Below are 26,472 nucleotides of genomic sequence, written 5' to 3' on the forward strand. Positions count from 1 at the left end.
ATCGGTTCGGCGGCGGCATACGGCCGGTATTCCGCGGTTTCGCCGGAGTGCGCGTGCCCGGGGCCGTGCCGAGGGACTCGAGGGCGGGTGGCTCCCGGGCCGTGGCTCGAGGGCGGCTCCGGGCCGGCTCGAGAAAACATGGGGGACTCTCCCCCATGCGGGGGAGGCACCCCCCGTACCAGGATCGGGCGTGCACGGAGCGGTGGGCCGGGGGCGAGGAGCTGCGATGGTGGCGGGGCGGGGGCGGGCCGGGGTCCCGCTGTCGGCGGGCGAGCGGTGGTGGGGGGCCGGGCTCGTCGGCGGCTGCGGGGGCTTCGGGGGTGAAGGGCGGCCGGACTGGGCGGCGTTCGCCGAAGAGGCGCTGTCCGTCGCGCCCGAGGAGGCCGTGGCACCCGAACGGGACCATCCGGGGCTGAGCGGATTCGCGTGGGTGCTGCGGCCGTTCACCGTCCGCGCGGGGGAGCGGCTGGAGCGGGGCGTGTCGGGGCGGGCGCGCCGGCTCGTGGACATGGCCGCCGTGCGGGACGACCTGGAGCGGCACCTCGGCGGCAGGCTGGCCCGGGCAGCGGCGCGGACACTGGTCCTGGAGCTGTACGAGGCGCGGTGCGCCGGGCGGCTCGACGGGGACGACACACGGGCCCGGTTCCGGGACTTCCTGGGGCGCGTCGCGTCCCGGCCAGGCCTGGCGGCCCTGCTGGCCGGCCGGCCGGTGCTGGCCCGCATCCTGGGGCGGGCGGCGCTCGACGCGGCGGACGCCGTCGCGGAGGCACTGGAGCGGCTGGCGGACGACCACGACCGGCTGGCCACCGGTCTCCTGGAGGGGGCCGGCGGGGACCCGGGGCGGCTCGTGGGTGTCGAGCCGGGCGCCGGCGACGGGCACCGGGGCGGGCGGAGCGTGATGCTGCTGCGCTTCGCCGACGGGACCCGGCTGGTGTACAAGCCACGGCCGCTCGCCGCGCACGGCCACTTCAACGACCTCGTCGCCTGGTTCAACGGGCTGCCCGGCGCCGTGGACCTCCGTACGCTGCGGCTGCTCGACCGGGGCGACTACGGGTGGGTGGAGTTCGTCGCCGCGCGGCCCTGCTCCTCCTCCGCCGAGGTCGAGGCGTTCTACCGCCGCCAGGGCGCGCTGCTGTCGCTGCTGCACCTGATCGACGGGACCGACCTGCACCACGAGAACCTGATCGCCGTCGGCGCCCACCCGGTGCTGGTCGACGTGGAGACCCTGTTCCACCCGCCGCTGCCGGGCACCGCCACGGAGGACCCCGCCGCCCGCGCACTCCATGGCTCGGTGTACCGCGTCGGGTTGCTGCCCCAACTGCTGGTGGGCGACCACAGCGCCCTGGACGTGTCCGCGGTCGGCGGCGGCCGCGAAGCGGTGTCGCCTGTCGTCCGGGCGGACTGGGCGGACGCCGGCACCGACCGGATGCGCCTGGTGCGCCGGGCCGGGACGTTCGGTGAGTCCGCCAACCGGCCGCGCCGCGCGGATGGCGCTCCCGTGGAGCCGGCCGCCCACATCGAGGCGCTCTGCGCCGGATTCCGCGCCGGGTACACGGCCATCGCCGCGGCCAGGGAGGAACTGTTGCGGGAGACGCCCTTGCTGAAGGCGTTCGCCGAGGACGAAGTCCGGGTGCTGGTACGTCCCACCTGGGTGTACAGCACACTGCTCGACGAGTCGACGCATCCCGATCTGCTGAAGGACGCGGGCGAGCGGCAGCGGGTCCTGGAGACCCTGCGGACCGACGCGCTCGGGGCGGTTCCCGCGCCCGCCCTGGTCGACGAGGAGATCGCCCAGCTCTGGGCGGGGGACGTACCGCTGTTCACCGCCCGTCCGGGCCGGGACCGCCTGTGGGGCACAGCGGAGCGGCCCTTGGCCGGCCGCACGGACCAGTCCGGGATCGCCCGGGTCGCCGCGCGGCTCGCCGCCCTGGACCCGGTCGACCGCCAGGACCAGGAGTGGATCGTGCGGGCCGCGATGGCGACGGCCTCCAGCGCGCCCGTGCACCGGCCCGCCGGGGACCGGCGCACCCGTACCGCGGAGCGCGCCCCGGAGCCGGAGCGGCTGCTGTCGGCGGCCCGGTCCGTCGGGGACCGGCTGGTCTCCCGCGCGTACCGCGAAGGACCGCGCAGCAACTGGATCGGCCTGGAGCTCCTGGCCGACCGCTACTGGCGGATCGGTCCGATGCCGGCCGACCTGGCCGGCGGGTATACCGGACCGGCCCTGTTCCTGGCCCAACTGGCGGCGCTCACCGGGGCCGGACACTACGCGGAGGTGGCCCGTACGGCGCTGGCGCCGGTGCCCGGGCTGCTCGACGCGCTGCGCGGCCGGCCCGCGGACCTCGGTGCGGTGGGGTCGGGGGCGTTTTCCGGCCTCGGCGGCATCGCGTACGCGCTCGCCGAGACGGCACGGCTGCTGGACGATCCGGAGGTCGGCACCTGGGCGTCCGCCATGCTGCGGCTGGCGGGGGCTGCGGCACTCACCGAGGGGGAGTACGGGGTGGGGGCGGGCGTCGCGGGCGGGCTCGCCGCCCTGCTGGCCGCCCACCGGGCCGGGTCCGGGGCCAGGTCCGGGGCCGGGTCCGGTGCCGGTGCCGGTGCCGGGGACGAGGGGCGGGAGACCTGGCGGGACGCGCGGGCCTGCGCGGACCGGTTGCTCGCCGCCGACCCCACGGCCGGCGGGCGGGGCTTCACGACGGGGGCCGCCGGAGTCGGCTGGGCCCTGCTGCGGTTCGCCGAGGCCGGCGCCACCGCGGGGGCCGGGGGCGGGGCCGCCGAGGACAGCGAGCGGTACCGGCTCGCGGGCCTGTCCGCACTGCGGGCCGCCGTGGCCGGGGAACCGGACGGCGGCCGGGGTCCGGCCGGCCACGGGGGAGCCTCCGTGCACCCACCGGCCGGCGGGCCCGACGACGGGGCCCGGGTCTCGGCCTGGTGCCGGGGGCGCGCCGGCATCGCGCTCGCGGTTGTGGACGCACCCGGCGCCCTGGACGACCCGTACCTCGCGGCCTGGTCCCGCACGACCGTCGAAGAGCTGGGCCGGGACGGTCGGGCTCCCGACGACAGCCTGTGCCACGGCGAGGCCGGACTGTGCGAACTCCTGGGCCACAGCACGGCACCGGAGCTGCGCCCGCACTGGATCCGCCGGACCGGAGCACTGCTCGCGTCCGCCGAGGAGACCGGCGGCCGCAGCGGCGCCCCGGACGGCGTCGCGCATCCCGGCCTGCTGACCGGGCTGGCGGGGATCGGGCACGGACTCCTGCGGGCGGGGTTCCCGGAGCGCGTACCGTCCCTGCTCCTCCTGCGGACGTCCGGCTAGGCACCGCGTACAGCCGCCGTCCGCGGTGCTCCGGCACGGAGCAGGAGCACCCCGACCGCACACCGCACCCCTGCACCACCGCGCCACCGCACCGCTCAGCACAACACCACCCCTGCGGATACGACGAACGGACGACGACCATGCAGATCAACGACTCGGTCAGGTACGTCGACAGCAGCGCCGCCGCGGAGACCGCGGCCCACGACCACCCGGTCGGCGAGGTGACCTTCGGGACCGGCGGGACGCTCGGACTGCGCAGCAGACTGCTCAGGACGTCGGACTCCGACCTCGCGGCCTCCGTGGACATGCCCTTCACCACCGGCTCCCTCACGCTGTTCTGAGGGGAGGCGGGGTACGTCTCCCGGTGATGTGTCCGGGATGACGCTTGACGGATCGGGCGGAGGCCGGGGGTTCCCCCGGCCCTCTGCCGTGCGTGAAAAGGATCAAGTAGCCTGCGCCCATGCGAGCGACGTCGTCGGTCATCGTGGGGCGGGACGCCGAGATCCGGCTGCTGGACCAGGCCCTGGAGAGCGTCAGGAAGGGCGCCGGACGGGCGGTGTTCCTCGTCGGCGAGGCGGGGATCGGCAAGTCCCGGCTGGCCGGCGAGTGCGCCCTGCGCGCCTACGACCGGGACATGCCGGTGCTGCGCGGCCGCGCCACGTCCACCGGGCTCGTCGTGCCCTTCCGGCCCCTGGCCGAGGCGCTGTCCTCACGGTTCCGGGCCGCGGGTGTTCCGGACGACCCGGAACTCCACCCCTACCGGCCCGCGTTGGCCGGCCTCGTGCCGGAGTGGCGGGCCGACACGGTGGCGCCCGGATACGCGATCTCGCTCGTCGAACTGGCCGAGGCACTGCTCAGGCTGCTGGCGGTGCTCGGCCGCGAGCGGGGCTGCGTGATCCTGCTCGAGGACCTGCACGACTCCGACACCGAGACGATCGCGGTCGTCGAGTACGTCGTCGACAACGTGGCGGAGCTGCCGGTCCTCCTGGTCGGCACGCTCCGGCCCGACCCCGGCCCGGCGCTGGACGTCGCGCTCGCCGCCGAGCTGCGCAACACCGCGGTGCCGAGGGAGCTGGGGCCGCTGGACGAGGCCGCCGTACGGGACATGGCGGCCGCCTGTCTGGACGTCGGACCGGGTGAGGTGCCGCCGGCCGCGCACCGGCACCTGGCGCAGTGGGCGTGCGGGAACCCGTACCTGGTGGAGGTGCTCCTCGCCGACCTGCTGGAAACGGGACGGCTGAGCAGGGCCGACGGCGGGTGGCAGCTCGCCGAGCACGGCGAGACGACGGTACCGACGGGGGCGGTCCGCAGCTGGGCGCGCCGGCTGGACCGGCTCGACGAACCGGTGCGCGCGTTGCTGCTCGTCGCGGCGACGCTCGGCGGCCGGTTCTCCGTCGGGGCGCTCAGGGCGGTGACCGGACTCGACGACCGGGCGCTGTTCGCCCACCTCCGGTCGGCCTCCGAGGTGGGGATCATCGCCCCGGACGGCGCCGCCCACGACCACTACACCTTCCGGCACGTCCTGACGGCGGACGCGCTCAAGGCCTCGCTGCCGCCCGCCGAGCAGGCCGCGCTGGCCCGGCGCGCGGCCTCGGCCATCGAGGAGTCCGCCGCTGAATTGGGCGATGACCAGCGGCAGTTGGTCGCCACCTTACGGCTGGCGGCGGGCGACAAGGTGGCGGCGTCCCGGCAGTTCGCCCAGGTCGGCCGGCAGATGCTGGACGCCGGTGCGTCGGGCTCGGCCGCCGTACTGCTGGAGCGCGCCCGGAGCCTCGCGGCCGAGGAGGAGCGCGACGAGGTCACGGTGCAACTGGCGATCGCACAGGCCGAGTCGGGGCGGCTCGACGAGGCGGCCGCGCTGCTCGACGACCTTCCGCCGACACCCGCCGGGTCACGTGCCGCGGAGGAACGGGCCCAGGCGCACACGCAGGTCGCGTGGGTCGCGACCATGGCGGAGCAGCAGGAGGAGGCGTGCCGCCGGATCCGGGCGGCCCGCGCCCTGCTCGGGGCCGCCCCGCGCCCGGAGCAGGAGGCGGCGCTCGCGGTGGTCGAGGGCCATCTCGCGCTGCTGCCGGAGCGGGACGGCCGGGGCGAGGGGCACGGCCCGGTGGACCGGGGCGGCGAGGACCGCCGCGAGCGGCTCGCAGAGGCGGAACGTTCCGCCCGGTGGGCCGCGCTCACCGCGGAGCAACGCGGCCGGCCCGTGGTGGCCTGCCAGGCGTGGCAGCTGCTGGCCACGCTGTCCCGGGAGCGCGGGTTCGACGAGGCCGACGCCTGCCTGGAACGCATGCTCGCGGTCGCCGAGGAGCACCGGCTCGCGGTGTACCGGGCCGAGGCACTGGTGCGGCTCGGCACCAACGCGTTCATGCGGACCGGTGAGGCGACCCGTCTGGAGTCCGCCCGCACGGCGGCCCACGACCTCGGTTCGCTGGCCCTGCTCCAGTCCGTCGACGGGCTGCTCGCCATGCAGAGCGTGCTGGGCGGACGATGGGACCGGGCCCGGGGGATCGTCGAGCGGTCGGTGGAGGCCAGCGCCCGCCTCCAGAACCTGTCGACGCACCGCTACCTGCTCCTCGTCGATGCCACGCTCGCCGCCCACCAGGGGCGGTTCCGCGAGCAGGAACGAGCCCTGGTGCGGTTCCGCCGGGCGGGCGGCGAGGAGTCCATGCTCGTACCCCTGCAACGCGGACTGTGCCAGGCCGTGGGCGCGCTGATGGGCGAGGACCGGGAACGGGCGAAGGCCGAGCTCGACGCGGCGCTGGCCTGGGAGCGGGAACACCCGAGCTTCTTCTACCTCAGCGGCCGCTACGGGCTCGGCCCCCTGCTACGGGTCCTCGACGGCGAGGACGCCGGCCCCCGCGCGTACCAGGAGGCGCTGGCCTCGCCGGGCGGGCAGCTGGCCTGGAACCGGATGTTCCTCGGCATGGCGGACGCGGTGCTCCGCGGCCGGGACGGAGACGCCGCCGGTGCGCGGCGCGCCGTGGAGCGGGCCGGCCGGGCGGCGACGGTGTTCCCGCAGGCGTGGCACCTCGCCCTGCGGCTGACCGCCGAGGCGGCGCTCGCCGACTCCTGGGGCGACCCGGTCGCCTGGCTGCGGACCGCCGAGGAGTACTTCCACGAGGCGGGCGTACCGCCGGTGGCCGGAGCCTGCCGGGCCGCCCTGCGGCAGGCCGGGCTCAGTGTCCCGCAGCGCCGGGGAGGCCGGGAGCGGATCCCCGCGAGCCTGCGCACCGCGGGCGTCACGCCGCGTGAGTACGAGGTGTTCGTGCTGCTCGCACAGCGGCCCGGCAACCAGCAGATCGCCCAGAGCCTGTGCATCTCGCCCCGGACGGTGGAGAAGCACATGGCCAGCCTCATGGCCAAGACCGGCTCCGCGGACCGCTCGGCCCTGTGCGCCCTGTCGGCGGAGCACGCGGACGTCTAGCCCGCGTCTAGCCCCCGACGTGGACGCGTGCCGTGACCGGTGGACATCCGCTCGGTCCCGGTCCGCCGGCCGTGCTCGCGGGGCCCGGTGGGGGCCGGGATGGGGGTCGCCCCCGTCTGCATGGGGGACGCTCCCGGTTCCATGGGGGCCCGGTCCCCCATGACACGGTCACGGGTAGCACGACTGTGCGGGCCCGGCACCGATGTGGGACGGGTACGGGCCGCAGATCATCGAGTGGACCGACCAACTCCCGTCACACCACGGAGGTTCGCTCGATGCCGCGTCCGTTCGCGCAGCCCGCAGCGCCATCCGGCACGCTCAGGTTCTCCGTCCTCGGCCCGCTCACCGTCCACCGGGACGACCGGGCCCTGCCGCTGGGCCCGTTGAAGCAGCGCATCGTGCTGGCGGCCCTGCTCGGCTCCGCCAACAGCCCGCTGTCCGTCGACGCGTTGACCGACGCGGTCTGGCCGCAGGAGCCCCCGCGCACCGCCCGCAAGAACCTCCAGGTGTACGTCAGCGCCTTGCGCGGGCTGCTCGGGGACGACGACCGGGACCGGCCGCGGCTCACCCACACCGGTGGCGGATACGTGCTGCGCGTGGCGGAGGACGAGCTCGACCTCCTGCGGTTCCGCTCCCTGGTGCGGGCCGCCGAGGGGCAGGGCTCCCGCCCGGCCGCCCGACTGCTGCGCCAGGCCCTCGATCTGTGGCAGGGGCCCCCGCTGGGCGACGATCTGCGGCAGTCGCCCCGGCTCGCCGAGGAGGCCGAGCGGCTGGAGCTGCGCCATCTGACGGCGTACGAGAGCTGGGCGGAGGCGGAGCTGGAGCTGGGCGGCGCGCCGGCCGTGGTGGAGGGGCTGCGGGACCTGGTGGAGCGGCATCCGCTGCGGGAGCGGCTCCGGTCCGCCTGGATGTGCGCGCTGAGCGGGTCCGGCCGCCAGGCCGAGGCGCTCGCGGCGTACGACGACTACCGGCAGCTCCTCGCCCGGGAACTGGGCCTGGAGCCGAGCGCCGCCATGGCGGCCCGGTACCGGACGGTCCTCGCGGGCGACGACCGGGCCGGGGCGGCGGCCGTGGTCGTCCGGCCGCCCACCGTTCTGCCGCCCGACCTCGTCGACTTCACCGGACACGGCGAGGAACTGCGCTCCCTCCTCGACCACTTGGAGGAGGACGGGGCCGGCCGCACCGTGCTGCTGTCGGGCCCCGCCGGAGCCGGGAAGACCACGCTGGCGGTGCGGGCCGCCCACCGGCTCGGCGACCGGTTCGCCGACGGGCGGCTGTGGGTCCGCCTGCGCGACGCGGACGGCCGTACCCGCCCGCTGCCGGCGGTGCTCGCGGAGCTCGGTGAACGGACCGGCCAGGTCGGGCTGTCCGGGCCCGAGGCGTGGCGGGATTGGCTGGCGCGGCACCGCGTCCTGGTGATCCTGGACGACGTGCCCGACGAACGCGCCGTACGACCGCTGCTCCCGTGCGGCGGGCGGGGCAGCGTGCTGCTCACCGCGCGCGGACAGCTGGGCGGTCTGGCGCCCGTGCACCGGGTCTGCGTCCCGCCGCTCGGTGCCGCCGAGTCGCTGCAACTGCTCGCGGGACTCGTCGGCCAGGGCCGGGTGCGGGCCGACCGGGAGGCCGCCCTGCGGATCGTGCGCGCCTGCGGCGGGTCACCGCTGGCGGTCCGGGTGAGCGGGATGCGGCTCGCGGTGCTCCGCCACGTACCGCTGCGGGAGTTCGCGGACCGGCTCACCGACCCCGCGGGGGCGCTGGACGAACTGACCTCCGGGGACGTGTCCGTCCGGCGGTGGCTCGCCCACGGCTGGGAGGCGCTGCCGAAGGAGTGGGGCCGCGACACCGGACGGCTCGCCGCGGGCACGGGGGAGGGCCCCTTCGGCCTGACCGAGGCGGCCGAGGCCCTCGGATGCGACGAGCGGCACGCCGTACGGGTGGTGGAGGCGCTCATCGACGCCGGCATGGTGACGTCGCCCTGCGGCGAGGTCACCGCGCACGCGGCCCAGTACGAACTGCCGCACCTGATACGGCTGTACGTGCGCGGCTCAGGGCTCGCGACCCCCGTGCCGGCCTCGGGCTGAGCCGTGCCGCGGGTGGGAGGTCCCGCCGGCCGCCTCCACCTCCGCTGCGCACCCGTGCGGCCGCTGAGCGCGGTGCCCGCCGCGGGCTCCGGCCGCCCCCGTCGGGCGGCCGGAGCCCGCGTGTCACGGGGTCGCCGGACCGGGGCCTTCCGGGGCCGGGAGCCCCACGTGCCGCGCGAGGAAGGCGAGGCACTCGGCCTGCAGGGCGACCGCGCGGGACGCGGACCGGTCGCCGTGCCCGACGCCGCGCTCCAGCCGCAGCAGCACCGGACCGGTGCCGGACGAGGCGTGCTGGAGCGCGGCGCACATCTTGCGGGCGTGCAGCGGATCGGTCCGGGTGTCGCCGTCCGCGGCGACCAGCAGCACCGCCGGGTAGGCCGTCCCGGGTACGACCCGGTGATAGGGGGAGTAGCCGAACAGCGTCGGCAGCACCGCGGGGTCCTGCGCGCTGCCGTACTCGGGTGTCCAGCTGGGCCCGAGGCCGGACCGTTCGTAGCGGACCATGTCCAGCAGGGGGGCCATGCACACCACGGCGGCGTACTTCCCCGGCTGCTGGGTGAGGGCGGCGCCCACCAGCAGCCCGCCGTTGGAACCGCCCATGATCGCGAGGCGGCCGGGCTCGGTCCAGCCCTCCGCGATCAGGCGGTCGCCGGCCGCGGCGAAGTCGTCGAAGGAGTTCTGCTTGTTCCGCCCGCTGCCCGCCAGGTGCCAGGCCTCGCCCTCCTCGCCGCCGCCGCGCACGCCCGCCCAGGCGAACACCCCGCCCGCCCTGACCCAGGCGAGGACCTGGGCGCGGTACCGGGGCGACATCGTCCGGCCGAAGCCGCCGTAGCCGGTGAGCAGCGCCGGGCGCGCCACGTCCGGACGGCCGGTGGGGGAGATCACGAACATGCGCACCGTCGTGCCGTCCCGTGAGGGGAAGGCGACCTGGCGGGTGACCGCGCCGCCGACGCCCGGGGCATCCGGGGCGTCGCGCTCCCAGCGCGTCGCACGGCCCGTCCGGGCGTCGAAGCGGAGCACCCGCGGCGGGGTGACGAAGTCGGTGTAGACGAAGTAGGCCTCGTGACCGCCGGGCGGTCCGGCCGAGAAGTCGCCGACCGCTCCGGCGCCGGGCAGCGGTACCGTGGCGACCTGCCGGCCCTCGACCAGGTCGTGCACGGTCATCTCGGCCACCGTGTTGCGGGTCCAGGCGGCCAGGCCGAGCGGGTGCTTCAGCTCCGGACCGGACAGCACGACGAGGTGGGTGAGCACCGCGTCGGGCCGCTCAGGGACCACCTCGCGCCAGGCGGCGGGGCCCAGGCGCAGGTCGGCGGGCCGGCACGCGACGACGCGTCCGCGCGCGGCGCCGCGGTCGGTGCGCAGCCACACCAGGTCCCGCGGACCGGTGCCGGGCACCGCGTACAGGCGGGTGGCGGCGTCCCTGCCCTCCTGGACGGGACGCAGCTCCGGGCGCTCGAGCGGCCCCGCCGACAGGTCGGCCAGGTAGAGGTCGGTGCCGCGGCCGGTGCCGAGCGTGGCGGTGACGGCGAGCCAGCGGCCGTCCGCGGTCACGGAGACGCTGTAGAACTGCGTCCTGTCCCGTCCCTCGCCGAAGACCAGAGCGTCCGACCCGGGGTCGGTGCCGACCCGGTGCAGGTACACCCGGCGGTGGTAGCGGTCCTCGCCGGGGTGCAGCACAGGGTCGAGGTTCCTGACGTAGTAGTACGCCTCGCCGCCGGGCAGCCAGCCGATCGACGACTTCCGCACCCGGTCCACCGGCCCGTCGACGATCTTTCCGGTGGCCACGTCGAGCACCCGGAGCAGCGAGTCTTCCGTGCCGTTCCGGGACACCTGGAAGGCCAGCAGATCGCCCTCCACGGAGGGCTCCCAGGCATCGAGCACGGTACGTCCGGACGGGTCGAGGCCAGCGGGGTCCAGCAGCACCCGCTCCGTCGGGTCCGCCCCGGCCTCCGCCACCATGAGCACGGCATGCTCCTGACCGGCGTCCCGCCGCAGCCAGAAGACCCGGCCGCCGCGGACCTCGGGCGGCCGGGCGCGGTCCACGGCGTCGATCGCCGCCACTTCCGCCTTCCAGCGCTCCAGGTCCGCCCAGGAGGCCCGTTCCGCCTCGTAGAGCGTTGCCTGCTCCGCGCCCCAGCGCAGGGTGGCGGGGGACTCGGCGTCCTCCAGCGGGCGGTACGGGTCGGGGACGCGCAGACCGTGCAGTTCCTCGACGAGGTCCTGCCGCTCCGCGAGCGGGTAGCGGTGCGGTTCCGGGGTCACTCGGTGCTCCCTCATCCGTCGGTGGGCCGGGGGTCGTCGGGCCGGTTGCCGGCGCGGGCGGGGCGTTCCTCGTCCTCGTGGTGGGCGACGACCTCGATGTCCCGTCTCCCCGCCGGCACCGGGGGCGCCGTCCCGGTCCCGGCCGTGTCCTCGCCGGAATCCCCGGCGGCCTTCTCGGCGCCCCGTACGCCGGGCAGCGCGGCCATCGCGAAGAAGCCGGCCAGGAGGACGATCAGCCCCGACGCGGCGATGATCGTGTCGACGGGCCCGAACCGGAGCCCGCCGAACGAGCCCCCGACGTCCCGCAGCACGGATCCGGCGAGCCAGCCTGACAGGGCCGCGGAGAGCATCGACGCCAGCTTCGTCACCGGATAGAACACGGCCATCACCCGGCCCCGGTAGTCCGGGGGCGCCGCCGCGAGCAGCAGCGGTGACATCGCGGTGTTCAGCATGGTGAGCGGAACGGTGAAGACGAAGAGCAGGGCGAGCCCGCCCAGGAAGCCGGTCTGCCGGGAGTAGGCGACCAGCAGCACACCGCTGACCAGCAAACCGATCCAGGTGGTCCTGCGCGCCCCGAGCCACTGCACCACCCGGCCCCCGCACAGCGCCCCCGCGATCCCGCCCGCACCCATGGCCATGCCCAGGTATCCGTAGAGGCGGGCGTCCGCGTGCAGGTTGTCGGTGGCGAAGAAGACGTTGAGGGTGCTCAGCGTCCCGACCCCGAACTGGCCTATGACGGCGAGCAGGAGCAGCGCCACCAGGAACCTGCTGCCCGCGAAGAAGCGCAGTCCGTCGACGAACTCCGCGCGCAGCCCGCCGCCGCCTTGCCGCTCGCTGCCTCGCCGCCCGGCGGACCGCCGCGCGGCGCCCGGTCCGGCGGAGCCCGCAGGTCCGGCGGAGCCCGCACCGGGCGCGCCTACCCTGATCGAACGGATCGCGACGTAGGACACGGCGTACGAGAGGCCGTTGAAGACCAGGGCCCACTGCAGCCCGGCGGTGAACAGCAGCGGCGCGGCGAGCGGCGGCCCGATGATCCAGGCCGTCTCGGCGGTCGCCTGCCCGATGCCGGCCGCCCGGGCGCGGTCGGCGTCCCCGGTCACCAGGTCCGCGAGGACCGCGAAACGCGCCGGGGAGAAGAACTGGCCGGCCGCGTGGAGCAGGAGCACGGTCGCGTAGACCAGGGCGAGCCAGGCACCGGCCGGGAGGGCGCCGGCCGGCAGGAACGTGACGGCCGTCAGCGCGGCCACCAGACCGCCGCGGAGCACCTCGGTGCGCAGCATCGTGGCGCGCTTGTCCCAGCGGTCGACGAAGACGCCCGCGAGCGGACCGATGCCCAGCACGGCGACGCTCGACGCGATCACGATGCCGCTGACCGCCAGCGGCGCCCACGACTCGTCCTTCGCCAGCACGGTGGCCACCCACAGCACCAGCGTCGTGCTGAAGACGGCGTCCCCGACGGACGAGACGGCCTGGCCGAACCAGAGCCGGGTGAAGTCACGGTTGATCAGGACCGGGCGCCGTGTCATGACGGCCTCGGCGACGAGACGATCAGTGCCATGAGGGCCGTGACCAGGGTCGTGTGGTACGCCTTCGCGAAGAACTCCCCGTCCGGGGCCGACGGATCGGCCGTGAGCGCCGCCGACCGGCCCGGGATCGCCCCGTCGGGCCGCTGGGCCCGCACCAGGCACTCCACGGCCGCGGTGCCCGAGGGCGTCTCCAGCGGCTCGCTCCCCAGGATGAACTGGGTGAGGACCAGCTCCGCGGCCAGGTCCCACTGCTCGTGCCCGACGCTGTGCCGCAGCAACCGGTCGACCAGGTCCCCGGCGTGCGCCAGGGCGTCCGGGTCCAGCCGGGGGGCGGCCCGGCCGAAGTCGCCGAGATAGAAGGCGGTGTGCGTCACGGCGTACGCCTGCGGGGCGGTGAGCGGCGCCCCGTCCTGCGCCCTCGCGTCCCCCGGCCCGGCCGCGCGGAACGCGACGAGCGGGCTGTGCGGCAGGAGTTCGGCGTACGGTTCGATGCTGTGGCGGACCCCGGCCTTGTCCGCGTAGTGGCGGATCTCGATGCGCTGGTACGGGGACTTCCCCCGCGGCGCGAGGAAGCCGGGGTCGAGTCGCGCGAGCGTCGCCCGGACCTGGGTGTCGTCGATCGCGTCGGGGGCCAGTGCGGCGTAGACCAACCGGTACGTGGACGTGTACGCCGGGACGTCGGCGAACAGCCGCGGGAGATCCGGGTCCTGCCACAGCTTGCGGACCAGCGCCCCCGCCCCGCCCAGCGCCTCCGGAGGGTCGGCCAGGCGCGCCGCGCAGTGGCAGAGCAGCGCCAGCTCCAGCGCCGCCTTCGCCCTGCCGTGGGTCGCCGGCCGGGCGCTCGCCGAGAACGGGTCGAAGTGGTCCAGATTCCCGCCCAGCCAGCCGAGTGCGCCGGCGCAGAGCCGCTCCAGGGGTGCGGGCATGACTACAGGCGCCCTGTCTCGTGCAGGTAGTCGAGCAGGGCCGTGTCGACGGAGTCGCGGAACCTCGCGAGGGTCCGCGCGTCCTCGTCGTAGCGGTAGAGGTCCTGGCAGCCGATCCAGCGGTCGCGGGTCTGCGCGCCCGGCCGGTAGCCGTCGGTGACCGTGCCGACCTCCCAGTCGGGTTTGCCCGCGGTCTCCCAGCAGCTGGCCAGGGTGCCGTCCGCGCTCACCACCGCGCCGTAGCGGCCGTCGGTGTGGCCGCAGGTGGCACAGGTCTTGCGGGCGCCGGGGCGGCTCACGGTGAAGCCCAGGTCGAGCGCCCGGCGCTGCCACCGGGCGAAGGCGTCGGGCAGCTCGCCCGTGTGCAGCAGGCTGTTGGCGTAGCCGACCCCCACGTCGCCGATCCGGGCGAAGTACAGCGTGCACCGGGCCGGGTCGAGCGCGGCGGCGAGCCGGTCGATCAGGGTGTCCACGCCGTGGAAGGTCTCCTGGGAGACGTTCACCCGCAGCGTCCACTGGATCCGGGTGTGCTCGGAGGCCTTGGCGATGTTTCCGACGATCTTGTCGAAGGTGGCGCCGCCGTCCGCCCGGCCGATCCGGATCCGGTCGTGGTCGGCCCGGTCGCCGTCGAAGGTGACCTGGACGGACGTCAGCCCCAGATCGGCGAGCCGGCGGGCGAGGGACGGGGTGAGCAGCGTGGCGTTGGAGATCATCCAGGCCGAGGTCGGCGCGATCCCCGCGGCCCGCTCCAGCAGTTCCAGACAGCCGCGCGGGTTGAGCAGCGGCTCCCCGCCGAAGAGCAGGATCCTGAGCTTCTCCAGGCCGACGGCGGCCATCTGCCGCTCGGTGAAGCCGAGGATCTCGGTGATGGTCTGCGAGGTGAGCCGGCTCCGGCCGATCCGGGGCGGCCGGCTGCCGCCCGCCTCGTCCTGGGCGGTGTTCTGGAAGCAGTACCCGCAGCCCAGGTTGCAGTGGGTGCTGGTGAGGACCGTCAGCGAGTAGGCGCTGATCCGGCCAGCGGTGAACAGGCCGCTCTCGTGCAGCCGCGCTTCCGCGTCGGGGCGCAGGCCCCCGTCGGCGGTGACGTGCCGGTCACGGAGCCGGGCCACCCCGCCCGGGCCCAGGAACCACCAGTTCCGCTCGCCCTTCAGGAGGCGGGCGCCGGAGGGCAGCGGCTCGGGGGCGGCCTGCGCCGGTGCCGACGGCGCGGCCGGGCGGATGCTCATGACGTGGTCGATGCTCACAGGGTCTCCCGCTGGGCCGCTGCCGCTGTCAGGGCAGGCTCGCCGGTCCGGCCGCCGGTGACGAACAGCGTCATCAGCGCCACGACGAGGGTCACTTTGTAGGACTTCCGGAAGTACGCGACGGGCGTGGCGTCCGCCGGGGCCCGGTCGGTGGCGGAGCGTCCGGGGATCGCTCCGTCGGCAGCCTGGGCGGCGCCGAGCATCCGCAGGCCGGCCGCGCCGGAGGGGGTGCGCAGCGGATCGGCGCCCAGGCAGTACTGGGCGAGCAGCAGCTTCGCCACGACGTCCCAGTCGCCGAGCCCCACGCAGTGGTCCGTCAGCCGCTCCACCACGCGCAGCGCCCGCTCCCGTTCCTCCTCGGGGAGGCGGGGATCGCGCAGGCCGAAGTCGCTGAGGTAGCAGACGGTGTGCGCGACCTGGCAGCCGTCCAGGTCGGCCACGGGCAGCGTGGCGGCGCGCGGGATCGGGCTGGCCTCGTACAGGTCCTCGTACGGGGCGAACCGGTGCCGGGCGCCCGCGAGATCGGCGTAGAACCTGGCCTCCAGATGCAGGAACGGAGGCTTGCGGCCCGGCGTCAGGTAGCTGCCGGCCGCCAGCCGCTCCAGCAGGGCACGGGGTACGCCGGTGGCGGCCCCGGCCGGTGCCAGGGCCGCGTACATGAGCTCGAACTGCCGCGCGTACCTGGCGTCCAGGGTGAGGAGCCGAGGGAAGTCGGGGCTCCGCCAGACGTGTTCGACCACCCCGGTCGCCTCGGCCAGGGCGGGCTCCGCGGGCGCGCGCTCGGCCCAGTAGCGGCGGAGCATCGCGAGCTGCAGGAGGGCCTTCACGCGCGGGGTCACCGGCAGTTCGGCGTGTGCGGCCGGGGAGCCGAGGTAGGCCGCGTGCAGTCCGATCCACCGCCGGGTGCCCACCGACAGGCTGGTCACGGCCTCATCGAGGCCTGCTGATCGCGTACTCATGGTTCTCCTTCGAGGAAACGGACACCTCGGCCGAGGGGGCGGTGGACGCGCCGGCCGCTGGGGCGGTGGACGCCCCGGCCGGGACGGCGGCGGTGGCTCCCGCCGACGGAGCGGTGGCGTAGGCCGGGTGAGCGGCGGACGTGCCGACCGGGGGAGCGGCGGACGTGCCGGCCACCCGTTCGACGATGTCGGCCGCGCGGGCCGCGCCGTCCATCGCGGCCAGCCTGCCGCCGAGCACGCGGGCCCGGGCCCGCAGACCGTCGTCCCGCCACGCGGACTCCAGCAGCGCCGCAGCCGCCACGGACGGATCGTTCGGGACGTGCACGGCCACCCCGGCCCGCAGGCAGGCGCCGGTGAGCAGGGGCTGCTCGGAACCGTTGGGCGACAGCGCGAGGGGCCGGCCGCGCAGGAGCGCCGCCAGCACGGGCGCGGAGGTGCCGCTGCTCAGCACGAGGCCGGCGCGGTCCACCAGCGGCCCCATCCACCGCTTGCGGACCAGCAGGACATCGGCATCCGGGGCGGGCCGCGGGTCGGTCGAGCGGCCCTGCTCGACCACGGCCTGGAACCGGCCGCCGGTGAAGGCCTCGTTGAGCCGCGGCCACAGGCTCCTGCCCTCGAAGAAGCGGCCCAGATGGACGTACACGACGGGCTTGCCGTCGCGCGCCAGATGCTCCCCGATCGCCTCGACCTCCCCGGGGTCGGGCGTCGGCTCCCAGGGCAGCGGACCCACGTGCCGGACCCGCTCGGGCAGCCGCGCACCCGGGTACTCCAGCTCCGGGTCCCCGCGCAGCAGCAACGCGTCGCCCAGCAGCGGCTCGTCCCCCCACCGGCAGGCACGCCCCGCCAGACCGGCCTCCTCCCGGACGTCGGCGTAGAGCCGCAGGCAGTCCCGCGTCCGGCTCCGCCGGGTCCGGCCGAGGTGCGGCTCGTCGTCGCCGCCGGCCCGGTAGTCCCACAGGTGCACCGACAGCCCGACCACCACCACCGGGATGTCCAGCGTCTCGGCGGCGAGCAGGGCGCCGTTGCACAGCGCGGAGGTGACCAGCAGGTCGGCCCCCGACTCCTTGGCCGCGCGTACGGTCGCCCGGTACTGCGCCGCGCCGGTCGGCCCCCACCACGTGACGGAGAACGCCCGGTGGCCGCCGAAGTCCTCGGCCGCCGCGAAGGGCAGGCCGGCATCGGCGGCGACGGCCGCCGCCGTGGACCGGCCCAGCACACTGACGTCATGGCCCCGGCGCCGGAGTTCCCGGCCGGCCGCGATCGCCGGATAGAGGTAGCCGCCGTCACTGAGCGGGCAGAGGAGGATCTTCACGATGTGCCGCTCCCACGGTGTGGCGGTCCGGTGCCAGGGTGGCCGCGGGCCCCCGGCTCCGGGCAGGATCTGCCGAGAGCCGGGGGGCCCGCGCGGTACTCAGCCTCGGTGAAGAGGGATCACATCTCCGCGGAGTGGTTGACGATGCAGCCGGCCTCGGCCTCCTCGTCCTCGCCGTGGGCGACGACCTCGATGTCCTCGGTCTCGGTCTGCGGCTTCGTGTTCTCAGACATGCTCGTCCTCCTTCGTCGGCGGCGTCGTTGTGGCGCCGTCTGAGAAGGAAGCTAGGGACGCCGGGTACGGGAACGCCTGGCCACCGGTTCGGCGCCGGTATACGCCGAGCCCACCCGCGCGGTACGCCCCCGGCCCCCGCCGCACGCCCCCGGCGTACGCCCCACCGTGCCCCGCCGGGCGGCCGCTGCGACCTGTGCACCAACCGATCGCCAGGCGTTCGTGAACCGGAAGCATGGCGCGCGCGGGCACGATCCGGGCACAGGATCCGCGCGCGGCACGAGCGCGCGGCGCGACCTGCGGAGGAGGAGACGTGGAGCTGGCGGAGCTCATCGGCCTGCGCCCGGTGCCCTGTGGAGGCCTGCTGGTCGCGCTCACCCGCCGCTGCCCCATGAGCTGCGCGCACTGCTCCACCAGCTCCTCCATGGCGGTCTCCGAGCAGCCCGACCCCGAACACCTGCTGCGCTTCGTCGGTTCGTTCGGCGCCCAGGACCGCCCCAAGGTGGTCATGCTGACCGGCGGCGAACCGCTGCTCCTGCCGGAACTGGCCGCCCGCCTGGCCGGTCTCGCCCGCGCCGCGGGCTCGCGCGTGGCGCTGCTCAGCGGAATGTTCTTCGCCCGCGACGGACGCGTCCCGGACCGGATCATGCGGGCGATCACGGCCCTCGACCACTTCTCGGCGAGCCTGGACGTCCACCACGAACGCGAGGTCCCGCGCCCCGCGGTGCTGCGCGCCCTCCGGGCCGTGCTCGACGCCGGGATCCCCGTCAGCATCCACCTCACCGGCACCGGACCCGACGACCCGTATCTCGCGGACGCCGTCGCGGACGTCCGCCGTGCCTTCGCCGGCCGGGTGCCCCTGCTCGTCAACGAGGTCCGCCCGCTCGGCCGCGCCGCGGGCCTCGCCCCGGCGACGCCGGCCGGACCGGACGGCTCCCTGGCGACGCCCTGCACCCTCGCGGCCTGGCCGGTCGTCGCCTTCGACGGGACCGTGGCCGCCTGCTGCAACCAGTGGACGGTCGACCGCCGCCCCGTTCCCCCGCACCTGCGGCTCGGACACATCGCCGCCGACGACTGGCCGGCCGTCCGCGAGCGCTCCCTGGACTCCCCGGTGCTGCGGATGCTGCGCGCCGTCGGCCCCCGCCGGCTGCACGCCCGCTACGGGACCTCGCCCGCCCCGGCCGGCTACTGCCGCAGCTGCCACGCGCTCGCCGACCGCCCCGAGGTCCTCGCGGGCGCGGCCCGCGACGCCGGCGGCAGGGTCGGCGAACTCCTCGACCGGCTCGGCGCGCAGCAGCAGCTCGCCGACGGACCCGCCGCCCTGGTCCGGCGCCTGGGCTGCGCCCGCTACGCGCACCTGGTGGAGTCGCCTCCCGCACCGGCGGAGAGCCGCCGATGACCGCCTCCCCGTCCCTCGCGCTCAGGACCAAGCTCGCGCCCACCACCACCGTCCTTCGGGCCGCGACCGCGCTCCTGTGGCGACCGGACGGACTGCGCCGGCGGTACCTGCGCTACCTGGCGGCCATGCATCCGCTCGTACGGGCCTCGGTGCCGTTGCTGGAACGGGCCGCCGAGCGGTGCGCCGAGCTGGACGACCCGGCCGCGCGCCGACTCGCGGCCTACTACACCCGCCACGCCGAGGAGGAACGCGACCACGACGCATGGCTGCTCGACGACCTCGCCGCCGCCGGTGCCGGGCCCGCCGCCGTGCCGCACCCCGCCGTCGTCGAACTCGCCGGGTCGCAGTACTACCGCGTCGAGCACGAGCACCCCGTCACGCTGCTCGGGTACATCGCGGTCCTGGAGGGCAACGCCCCCGGGCCCCGGCTCGCCGACCGCCTCGCCGAGGCCACCGGGCTCCCCGACGGCGCGTTCCGCACCCTGAGGGAACACGCCGAGCTCGACGGCGGCCACCTCGCCGACCTGCACCGGGTGCTCGACGCCCTCGCGCCGGCCCCGGACCGGCAGACCGCCGTCTCCGTCAGCGCGCTGCACACGGCGCACCTGCTCACCCGGCTCTTCCTCGCCCTCGCCGCCGACCCCGGAGGACACCCGTGACCGAGGACACCACGCCGTACGACGCCGCCTCCTCCGGTGCACCCCCGTCCGAGCCCACCCTGGAGGCGCTGACCGCCGCGGGCTTCGACCTCGACGCCCTCAGCGAGGAGCAGTACGAGGTCCTGCGCGCGCTCGCCCCGGAGGAACTGGCCCTGCTCGTCGACATCAGGGGGCGGCTCGACGCGGCGGCTCCCGAGGTGCAGGCCCACGCCGACGTGGCCGGCGGCGCTCTCTTCTGACCCCGGCCGCGCCGCGGTCCCGCGTCCACCGGAGGAACCCATGCCCTGCGCCTCGTGCCGGAGCGAACTGCCGCCCGACGCCCGGTTCTGCCCCTCCTGCGGCAGCCCGTGCACCCCCGGGCCGGTCACGGCCAGGCCGACCGGCCGCAAGGTGGTCACCGTCCTCTTCTGCGACCTGGTGGGTTCCACGGCGCTCTCCGGAGCACTGGACGCGGAGACCCTGCGCTCGGTGACGCTGCGCTGGTTCGACCTGATGAGGCTGCGGATCGAGGAACAGGGCGGCACCGTCGAGAAGTTCATCGGGGACGCCGTGATGGCCGTCTTCGGCGTGCCGACCGTACGCGAGGACGACGCCCGCCGGGCCGTCGCCGCCGCCCTCGCCATGCGGGAGGCGCTCGCCCGGTTCAACGACCGGCTGGAACAGGGCGTCGGCGTACGGCTGGAGATGCGCATCGGCCTCAACACCGGCCAGGCGGTGACCGGTTCGGCGACCCTGCGGCAGGCGATGGTCTCCGGCGAGGTGGTCAACGTGGCCGCACGCCTGGAACAGAACGCCGCCGCCGGGGAGATCCTCATCGGACCGGACACCCTGGCGGCCGCCGGAGCGGGCGTCCGGACGACGCCGACCGGCCCGCTGCTGCTCAAGGGCAAGGCCGACCGGGTCGCCGCGCACCGCCTGCTCGGCCTGGACGAGGCGGCGGACCCGGAGGCGCTGCGCCGCTTCGACCTCGCCTTCGTCGGCCGCACCCGCGAACTCGTCCTGATCGACCGGACGCTGGACCGGGTGGTCCGGACCCGCCGGGCCGATCGCCTGGTGGTCGGCGGGGAGGCGGGCCAGGGCAAGACCAGACTCGTGCGGGAGTGGCTCGAGCGGGCCACGGCCACGGCCACGGCCGGCGGCCCCCGGTACGGCGTCGGGCGCTGCCGGGCCCGCGGCGAGCAGCCCAGCCTCGGACCGCTCGCCGATGCCGTGGCCGACCTGCTGGGCACCGGCGGCACGGCCGTACCGTCGCCCGAACTGGATGTGCTCCACCAGGGCCTGCTCCTGGACGGGACGCCCAACCCGTCGCCGGCGGACACCTGCGCCGCGCTCGCCAAGGTCCTCGCCGGGCTCTCCGAAGCGGAGCCCGTCGTCCTGGTCATCGACGACTGCCACTGGGCCGCGCAACCGCTCTTCGACACCCTCGACCGGCTGCTGCGGGCCCTCGCCGACGCGGCCGTCCTGATCATCCTGCTCACCCGCCCCCAGCTGTACGACGTACGACCCGAGCTGGCCGTGGACGCCGTGCCGCTGGCCGGGCTCACCGACGCCGAGGCACAACGCCTCGCGGCCGAGCTGGCCGGGGGCACGGCGCACGACGAGCCGCCGCTCGGTCCCGCGGTCCTGGCCCGGGTGGGCGGAAACCCCCTGCACCTGGAGCAGTTGCTGGTCGCGGGCGGCCCCGTCGACGCCGACAGCGTCCCGCTCCCGCTCCAGGCCCTCATCGGCGCCCGGATCGACGCCCTCGACCCGCCCGAGCACCGGGCCCTGGGCCTGGCGTCCGTGCTGGGCGGCGACTTCACCGCCGACGAACTGACGGCGCTCGCCGGAGCGCCCGCGCCGGCGTGGACCGGGGCCGGGCTCCGGCCCCTGCTGCACCGGCTGGTCCGGCACCGCCTGATCAGACCGGACGGCGGGGCGTTCCGGTTCGCCGGAGGCCTGATCCAGGAGGTCGTCTACGCCAGCCAGTCCAAGCAGGACCGGGCCGACCAGCACGAACGGGCGGCCCGGCTGGACTCGGTCCGCCGGCGGGGCAGCGCGGCGGTCGGCGGCCATCTGGAACAGGCCTACCGCTACCGGGTCGAGCTGGGCGCCCAGGACGCGCACACCGACGGGCTGCGCCGGCGCGCCGCCGACGCGCTCGCCGAGGCCGGGCGGCTGGCGCTGGCCCACGCCGACCCCGTGTGGGCGGCCGACGTACTGACCAGGGCCACGGCCCGGTACGCGGCGGGCGAACCGGGACGTACGGCGGCCCGCCGACGCCTCGGCCAGACGCTGCTGGACCTGGGGCGCGGCACCGAAGGCAGGGCGCTGCTCGAGGAGGTGCTCGCCGAGGCCCCGGCCGGCGGCGGGGAGGCGGTGGAGACCGCGCACGCCCGCCTCGCCCTCGCCTCCGCCGGCCGGTCCGCGGGACCGGAGGAGTCCCCGGCCCAGGCCGCCGAGGCCACCCTGCCGGTCTTCGCGGCCGCCGGCGACGACCTCGGCCAGGCCAGGGCCTGCCTGCGGCTGGCCCAGCGCGCCCAGGAACAGGGCCGGCACCGGGCGGCGGAGCGCCTGCTCGCCCGCGCGCTGGACCACGCGGTACGCGCCGACGCCGAGCCGGAGCGGGCCGCGGCCCTCGGCGCGCTGGGGGTCTCGCTCTGGCGCGGCCCCCAACCGGTCGCGGACGCGGTGTCCCGCTGCCGCGAGCTGCTCGCCGACCAGGGGGCCGGCCGCCGCGCGGTCCGGCTGACCCTCAACTGCCCCCTGGCGGTGGTGCTGGCCCTCCACGACGACCGTGACGGGGCCCTGGCCTGCCTCGCGGAGGCGGAGCACCTCGCGAAACGGCTGGGCTACGCCGAGGCCGACGCCTTCCTGCCGCTCTTCACCGCGACCGTGGCCGACCTGACCGGCCGCCGGGAGGAGGCGCTCCTGAGCCTGGAGCGGGCCGCCGCCACCGCGCGGGACCTGGGCGCCATGGCCCTGCGGCGCGTCGCCCTGCTCGACGCCGCCCGCATCCGGCTGGACCTGGGCGACTGGCGTACCGCCCGCGGCACCCTCGCCGAACTGGAGGGGGACCGGGCGCAGCCGGCCCGGCCCCACGCCGAGTCGGCGGACCTCGACGGCCTGCGCGCCCGGATCGCCGCCGCGCGGGGCCAGGCCGGGACCGCCACCCGGCTGGCCGCCAGGGCCCTCGCCTCCGCCGCCCGCACCGACTCGCCCATCGTCCAGGGCACCGCCGCCCTCGACCTCGCCCGTACCGCCCTCGCGCTGGGGCGCCCGGCCGAAGCGGCCGCCGCGGCCGGGCGCGCCCGCCGGCGCTTCGCGGCCAAGGGACATCTCCCCGCCGTACGCCAGGCCGAGGCCATGCTCTCCCGCTGCCACAGCCGCCCGCCCGGGCACGGCCGCGCCGTCGGACGAGCCGGCGGACGAGCCGGCGGAGCCGGAAAGGAAGCACCACGATGACCACCGCCCAGCAACCGCCGCCCGCCCTCACCTGGGCCCTGCGAGGGCGGGGCCCCGCGGACGTCCCCGTCGAGGCCGACGGTCCACCGGACCCGCCCGCCGACGGCCTCCTCGGCGGCACCGGGCACGGGGTACGTGTCTGCGTGGTCGACTCGGGCGTCGAACGGGACCACCCCATGGTCGGCCCCGTCGACCGGTCATGGCGCGTCTTCAAGGACGACGACGGGGTCCATGTGGAGGAGACGCAGGAGGGGGACGCCTGTGGTCACGGCACCGCCTGCGCCGGGATCATCCGCCGCGTCGCGCCGGACTGCGAGCTGTCCAGCATCCGGGTGCTCGGCGACCGGTTCTCCGGCAGCGGGGACGTCCTGCTCGAAGGCATCCGCTGGGCCGTGCGCCAGCGGTTCGACGTGGTGAACCTGAGCCTGTCCACCACCCACGACCGCTTCGTGAACGAGCTGCGCCGCCTGGCCGACGAGGCGTACTTCCAGCAGACCGTGATCGTCGCCGCCGCCCACAACACGCGTGTGGAGAGCTTTCCCTGGCGCTTCTCCTCGGTCATCTCGGTCGGCAGCCACCAGGAGGACGACCTGGACCTCCACCTCTACAACCCCGAGCCCCCGGTGGAGTTCTTCGCTCCGGGCCAAGGAGTCCAGGTGGCGTGGCTCGGCGGCACGTCGATCCGCAGCTCCGGCAACAGCTACGCCACCCCGTTCATCGCGGGGCTCTGTGCACGGATCCTGTCGAGCGGCCCCCGGCTGACGCCGTTCCAGCTGAAGAACGCCCTGTACCTGTCCGCAGCCAACGTCCGTGTCCACGGCAGCCGGTGACCACCGGCGCCGGAAGGGAAGCCCCATGGCTCAGACGATCGCCCCTGTCGTATCCGCAGCACCCCGGCCGGATCCGGTCGTGGCGGAGCTCCTGCAGTCGGTGGTGGACACCGCGCGCGCCATCTTCGGCGCGCAGGCGAGCTCCATCATGCTCCTGGACGCCGCGGCGGACGAGCTCATCTTCGAGGCCGTCTCCGGGCAGGGACAGGAATTCCTGGTGGGCCGGCGGTTCCCGGCGGGCCGGGGGATCGCCGGGTGGGTCGCCGCCTCGGGGGAACCGATGGTGGTCGACGACCTGCACGACAACACCTCCTTCGACAGGGACATCGCCGAGTCCACCGGCTACGTCCCGAACGCGCTGATGGCCGCCCCGCTCATCCGCAGGGACCGGGTCCTCGGCGTCCTGGAGGTGCTCGACCCGTCCCCCCAGGCCCGGTCCGGCCTGCCCGAGCTCGACCTGCTGGGCCTCTTCGCCCGTCAGGCCGCCGTCGCCCTGCACGTCCTGACCACCTACGGGCCCCGCCCGGCCCCGGACACCCCGGACGACCCCGCGCGCACCGAACTCCTGCGCCTGCTCTCGGAGGCCCGCCGTCTCGTCGGAGAGTGACCGGCCCGCTCGCCGCACCGTCGGACCCCCGTGATGGACTGGTGCTCGATCCAGAGAACGAGCAGCAGGAGAGAGGCACTTCGATGGGAGCCCGTCCGTACGACGCGCCGAAGGAAGACGTCCACCAGGCGGCGGTGGCGGCGATCGACCTCCTGCGCCGCCTGGCGACGGAGGCGGGAGGGGGCGCCCCCGCCCTGCCCGCCGACGCCGATGCCGTGCGCTTTCTGGGGCGTACGCATCCGAGCCGGTACCCCCGGGCCGCCGGCCGCCCCGAGTGGCTGACCGAGGCATGGCACCGCTGCGAACTGCCGACGGACACCGGCAACCCCCACCCGGCGCCGCCCGCCGACGGGGCCGCGGCGCTGGAGCGACTGCGGCAGGACGTGGCGGCCGGCGCGGCCTCCCCCGACCGCTTCCCGGCCGGCGCGGACAGGCTCGTGGCGGCCTACGAGGCCGGGGCCGTCGGCGCTGCGGACATCGTCGCGGCCTACCCGGCCCGCTGGACGATGCCGTACCGCATCCGCTTCGACCACGAGCGGGCGCGCCGTGCCTTCGAACGGGAACTGTGGACGCACCTGGCGGCCTCGCTCGGAGCGGACCCGGCCGCCTGGCTCAGGCTGCTCACCACCGTCGAGGCCTTCTGCCGGCCCGGCGCCGCGGGACCCGAGCCGTTGCTCAGCTGGCCCGCGCTGGTACGGCGGTCCCGGGACACCGTCCCGGCCGACCCGGCCGGCCTGCTGCCCGACCGCGCCCTGGACAGCCGGAAGACCGCGGACCAGCTGTTCGACGCCCGGTGGTGGTGGCCGGCGGGCGAGGTCCTGCGCCGGTGCGACGCCGACGTCCTGGACGCCCTGATGCCCGTCCTGCCGGCGGGCACCGGCACCCTGCTGGCCCGGTACGTCGTCGCCCTGCGCCACGGCACGCCCCGAGCGGTCCTGGAACACCTCCGGCGCACCGGGGACCGCGAAGCCCTCCTTGTGATCGCCCGCGGCCACGACCTGACCCGGGGCACCGCGCTGCGGCTCCTGGAACACGGCGATCCGGAGATTCACCTCGCCGTCCTGGACCTGCACTTCCACGTCGGCGCCGAGGAGCACCGCGCAGCCCTCACCGACCCGGCGGTCGCGCTCGCACCGTACGTCGACCGCATCCCGTGGAACGCGCTCCCCGACTGCCTGCACGCCGTCGAACCGGAGCTCGTCGAAGCAGCGTTCGCCAGCAGCCACCGGCAGAAGTTCAAGATGCCCGAGCAGCTGACGGGCTGCCTGACCCTGCTGCGGCACGCGGGCCCGGCCCGGCTGTCCGCCCTGCTCGCCACCGGCGTCGTCAGCCCCGCGGTCACCCGCATCTGCCGGAAGGCGCTGGCCGCTCCCGACCCGCTCGCGGCCCTGCGCGCCCGGGTGGACCAGGAGCTGACCACGGCCAAGCTCGTCTCGCGCCTGCGCGGCCTCGGCCCGCGGGCCGGCGCGGACGCGGCCGACCGGCTGATGGAGCTCTTCCCGGACGCCGACTGGAACCAGCTGGAGGCCGAGCACGCGCGCGAGCCCTTCCGGTACTGGCCCCAGATGGTCAACCGCCCCCGCACACCGGCCGATGTCGCGGCCCGCAACATCGACGCGGTACGCCGCGACCACCGCAGCCACCGCTCCTACGCCGAGCACTGGATCGCCGACAAGAGCGTGCTGCGGGCGGGACTGGACTACACCGGCACGTCCGACAAGACGACCGGCTACCTCGAAGACCTGCTCACGAAGGGCCTCATCACCCCCGACGACCTGCTGCGCCGGGTGGGCGGGGGCCCGAGCGTGCTGCGCCACCTCGGCGACGCCCGGTGCCGGCCGGACGCCCCCGCCCAGATCGCGCAAGCGGTGGAGCGCGTAGCGGCCCTGGTCCACGCGCACCTGCCGGTGTCGGACGAAGCGGCCTGGCAGCGGCTGTACCGACGGCTGGCGGGACGCGGCCCGGACCACCCCGAACGCGGCACGATCGAGGAGCTCCTGACCGCGCCGTAGGAGTCGTCCCCTGCCCCCGAGCGGGTGGTGCGCGGACGCCACGGACCGCCGGCCGTCCGTATCCCGGATAGGGACGGCCGGCGGCCGGGCGGCGCCGGTCAGGCGCGGGCGCGTTCGGCCATGTGGAGGCCGGGCCGGTCCTTGATGCCGCCGGGGTTGAAGCCCTCGAGCTCGGCCCAGAAGCCCCGGCACGCGCAGCACGGGGGTGTTTTGCCGACCAGCCCCGACAGGCCGGACCGGGCG

The 26,472-nt window shown here is 76.0% G+C and carries 17 protein-coding genes and 1 pseudogene; 11 read left to right on the top strand and 7 right to left on the bottom strand.

What is annotated here, in order from left to right; translation table 11 throughout:
* The first annotated feature begins 226 nt into the window (after positions 1-226).
* From ACIPXB_RS02025 to ACIPXB_RS02040, 4 genes are all read left to right on the top strand, one after another.
* Positions 227-3,313 carry a type 2 lanthipeptide synthetase LanM family protein gene (locus ACIPXB_RS02025; RefSeq protein WP_401443287.1) on the top strand — a complete coding sequence of 1,029 codons (3,087 nt, stop codon included), beginning with the start codon at positions 227-229 and terminating at the stop codon, positions 3,311-3,313.
* A gap of 140 nt (positions 3,314-3,453) precedes the next feature.
* Complete coding sequence (locus ACIPXB_RS02030; protein WP_401443290.1) at positions 3,454-3,654, top strand: hypothetical protein; 201 nt, start codon at positions 3,454-3,456, stop codon at positions 3,652-3,654.
* 119 nt (positions 3,655-3,773) lie between these two features.
* The gene (locus tag ACIPXB_RS02035) at positions 3,774-6,737 is read left to right on the top strand and encodes a helix-turn-helix transcriptional regulator (protein WP_401443292.1); all 2,964 of its coding nucleotides are present in this window, start codon (positions 3,774-3,776) and stop codon (positions 6,735-6,737) included.
* 275 nt (positions 6,738-7,012) lie between these two features.
* Positions 7,013-8,818 carry a BTAD domain-containing putative transcriptional regulator gene (locus tag ACIPXB_RS02040; protein WP_401443294.1) on the top strand — a complete coding sequence of 602 codons (1,806 nt, stop codon included), beginning with the start codon at positions 7,013-7,015 and terminating at the stop codon, positions 8,816-8,818.
* Positions 8,819-8,941: 123 nt separating this feature from the next.
* On the opposite strand, the gene ACIPXB_RS02045 is transcribed toward ACIPXB_RS02040, so the two are convergent.
* From ACIPXB_RS02045 to ACIPXB_RS02070, 6 genes are read right to left on the bottom strand one after another with little or no spacing between them, the layout of a single operon-like run.
* On the bottom strand, positions 8,942-11,080 hold the full coding sequence (locus ACIPXB_RS02045) for a prolyl oligopeptidase family protein (protein ID WP_401443296.1): 2,139 nt from the start codon (positions 11,078-11,080) through the stop codon (positions 8,942-8,944).
* 11 nt (positions 11,081-11,091) lie between these two features.
* Positions 11,092-12,606, bottom strand: coding sequence for an MFS transporter (locus ACIPXB_RS02050; RefSeq protein WP_401443298.1), 1,515 nt, complete (start codon positions 12,604-12,606; stop codon positions 11,092-11,094).
* The gene (locus ACIPXB_RS02055) at positions 12,603-13,532 is read right to left on the bottom strand and encodes a DUF6895 family protein (protein ID WP_401443301.1); all 930 of its coding nucleotides are present in this window, start codon (positions 13,530-13,532) and stop codon (positions 12,603-12,605) included. Before ACIPXB_RS02055 ends, ACIPXB_RS02050 begins: the two co-directional genes overlap by 4 nt.
* A gap of 2 nt (positions 13,533-13,534) precedes the next feature.
* Positions 13,535-14,758 carry a radical SAM protein gene (locus ACIPXB_RS02060; protein WP_401444394.1) on the bottom strand — a complete coding sequence of 408 codons (1,224 nt, stop codon included), beginning with the start codon at positions 14,756-14,758 and terminating at the stop codon, positions 13,535-13,537.
* A 14-nt stretch (positions 14,759-14,772) separates the two neighbouring features.
* Complete coding sequence (locus ACIPXB_RS02065) at positions 14,773-15,735, bottom strand: DUF6895 family protein (RefSeq protein ID WP_401443304.1); 963 nt, start codon at positions 15,733-15,735, stop codon at positions 14,773-14,775.
* Entirely contained in the window at positions 15,707-17,047 is a 1,341-nt protein-coding gene (locus tag ACIPXB_RS02070) for a glycosyltransferase (protein WP_401443306.1), read from the bottom strand. Before ACIPXB_RS02070 ends, ACIPXB_RS02065 begins: the two co-directional genes overlap by 29 nt.
* A 544-nt stretch (positions 17,048-17,591) precedes the next feature.
* On the opposite strand from ACIPXB_RS02070, the gene ACIPXB_RS02075 reads away from it, so the two are divergent.
* The 7 genes from ACIPXB_RS02075 (at position 17,592) to ACIPXB_RS02105 (ending at position 26,229) form a co-directional block, all read left to right on the top strand.
* Positions 17,592-18,677 carry a radical SAM protein gene (locus ACIPXB_RS02075; RefSeq protein WP_401443309.1) on the top strand — a complete coding sequence of 362 codons (1,086 nt, stop codon included), beginning with the start codon at positions 17,592-17,594 and terminating at the stop codon, positions 18,675-18,677.
* On the top strand, positions 18,674-19,336 hold the full coding sequence (locus ACIPXB_RS02080) for a hypothetical protein (RefSeq protein ID WP_401443312.1): 663 nt from the start codon (positions 18,674-18,676) through the stop codon (positions 19,334-19,336). Before ACIPXB_RS02075 ends, ACIPXB_RS02080 begins: the two co-directional genes overlap by 4 nt.
* Positions 19,333-19,575, top strand: coding sequence for an aroma-sacti cluster domain-containing protein (locus ACIPXB_RS02085; protein ID WP_401443315.1), 243 nt, complete (start codon positions 19,333-19,335; stop codon positions 19,573-19,575). The genes ACIPXB_RS02080 and ACIPXB_RS02085 overlap by 4 nt, the downstream gene beginning before the upstream one ends.
* A 40-nt stretch (positions 19,576-19,615) precedes the next feature.
* Entirely contained in the window at positions 19,616-22,780 is a 3,165-nt protein-coding gene (locus ACIPXB_RS02090; RefSeq protein ID WP_401443317.1) for an adenylate/guanylate cyclase domain-containing protein, read from the top strand.
* Complete coding sequence (locus ACIPXB_RS02095; protein WP_401443319.1) at positions 22,777-23,610, top strand: S8 family peptidase; 834 nt, start codon at positions 22,777-22,779, stop codon at positions 23,608-23,610. Before ACIPXB_RS02090 ends, ACIPXB_RS02095 begins: the two co-directional genes overlap by 4 nt.
* A 25-nt stretch (positions 23,611-23,635) precedes the next feature.
* Positions 23,636-24,217, top strand: coding sequence for a GAF domain-containing protein (locus ACIPXB_RS02100; protein ID WP_401443321.1), 582 nt, complete (start codon positions 23,636-23,638; stop codon positions 24,215-24,217).
* Between the two features lie 83 nt (positions 24,218-24,300).
* On the top strand, positions 24,301-26,229 hold the full coding sequence (locus ACIPXB_RS02105) for a hypothetical protein (RefSeq protein WP_401443323.1): 1,929 nt from the start codon (positions 24,301-24,303) through the stop codon (positions 26,227-26,229).
* A gap of 101 nt (positions 26,230-26,330) precedes the next feature.
* On the opposite strand, the pseudogene ACIPXB_RS02110 reads toward ACIPXB_RS02105, so the two are convergent.
* Positions 26,331-26,459: pseudogene (locus tag ACIPXB_RS02110) on the bottom strand (pyridoxal-5'-phosphate-dependent protein subunit beta); the annotation flags it as partial.
* Between the last annotated feature and the right edge of the window lie 13 nt (positions 26,460-26,472).

Origin of the sequence: Streptomyces sp. NPDC090022 (genome assembly GCF_044748145.1) — a bacterium.
GTDB lineage: Bacteria > Actinomycetota > Actinomycetes > Streptomycetales > Streptomycetaceae > Streptomyces.

Coding starts and splice junctions, on each gene's coding strand:
- ACIPXB_RS02025 (WP_401443287.1), top strand. CDS start 227: ATGGTGGCGGGGCGGGGGCGGGCCGGGGTCCCGCTGTCGGCGGGCGAG.
- ACIPXB_RS02030 (WP_401443290.1), top strand. CDS start 3,454: ATGCAGATCAACGACTCGGTCAGGTACGTCGACAGCAGCGCCGCCGCG.
- ACIPXB_RS02035 (WP_401443292.1), top strand. CDS start 3,774: ATGCGAGCGACGTCGTCGGTCATCGTGGGGCGGGACGCCGAGATCCGG.
- ACIPXB_RS02040 (WP_401443294.1), top strand. CDS start 7,013: ATGCCGCGTCCGTTCGCGCAGCCCGCAGCGCCATCCGGCACGCTCAGG.
- ACIPXB_RS02050 (WP_401443298.1), bottom strand. CDS start 12,606: ATGACACGGCGCCCGGTCCTGATCAACCGTGACTTCACCCGGCTCTGG.
- ACIPXB_RS02055 (WP_401443301.1), bottom strand. CDS start 13,532: ATGCCCGCACCCCTGGAGCGGCTCTGCGCCGGCGCACTCGGCTGGCTG.
- ACIPXB_RS02060 (WP_401444394.1), bottom strand. CDS start 14,758: ATGAGCATCCGCCCGGCCGCGCCGTCGGCACCGGCGCAGGCCGCCCCC.
- ACIPXB_RS02065 (WP_401443304.1), bottom strand. CDS start 15,735: ATGAGTACGCGATCAGCAGGCCTCGATGAGGCCGTGACCAGCCTGTCG.
- ACIPXB_RS02080 (WP_401443312.1), top strand. CDS start 18,674: ATGACCGCCTCCCCGTCCCTCGCGCTCAGGACCAAGCTCGCGCCCACC.
- ACIPXB_RS02090 (WP_401443317.1), top strand. CDS start 19,616: ATGCCCTGCGCCTCGTGCCGGAGCGAACTGCCGCCCGACGCCCGGTTC.
- ACIPXB_RS02095 (WP_401443319.1), top strand. CDS start 22,777: ATGACCACCGCCCAGCAACCGCCGCCCGCCCTCACCTGGGCCCTGCGA.
- ACIPXB_RS02100 (WP_401443321.1), top strand. CDS start 23,636: ATGGCTCAGACGATCGCCCCTGTCGTATCCGCAGCACCCCGGCCGGAT.
- ACIPXB_RS02105 (WP_401443323.1), top strand. CDS start 24,301: ATGGGAGCCCGTCCGTACGACGCGCCGAAGGAAGACGTCCACCAGGCG.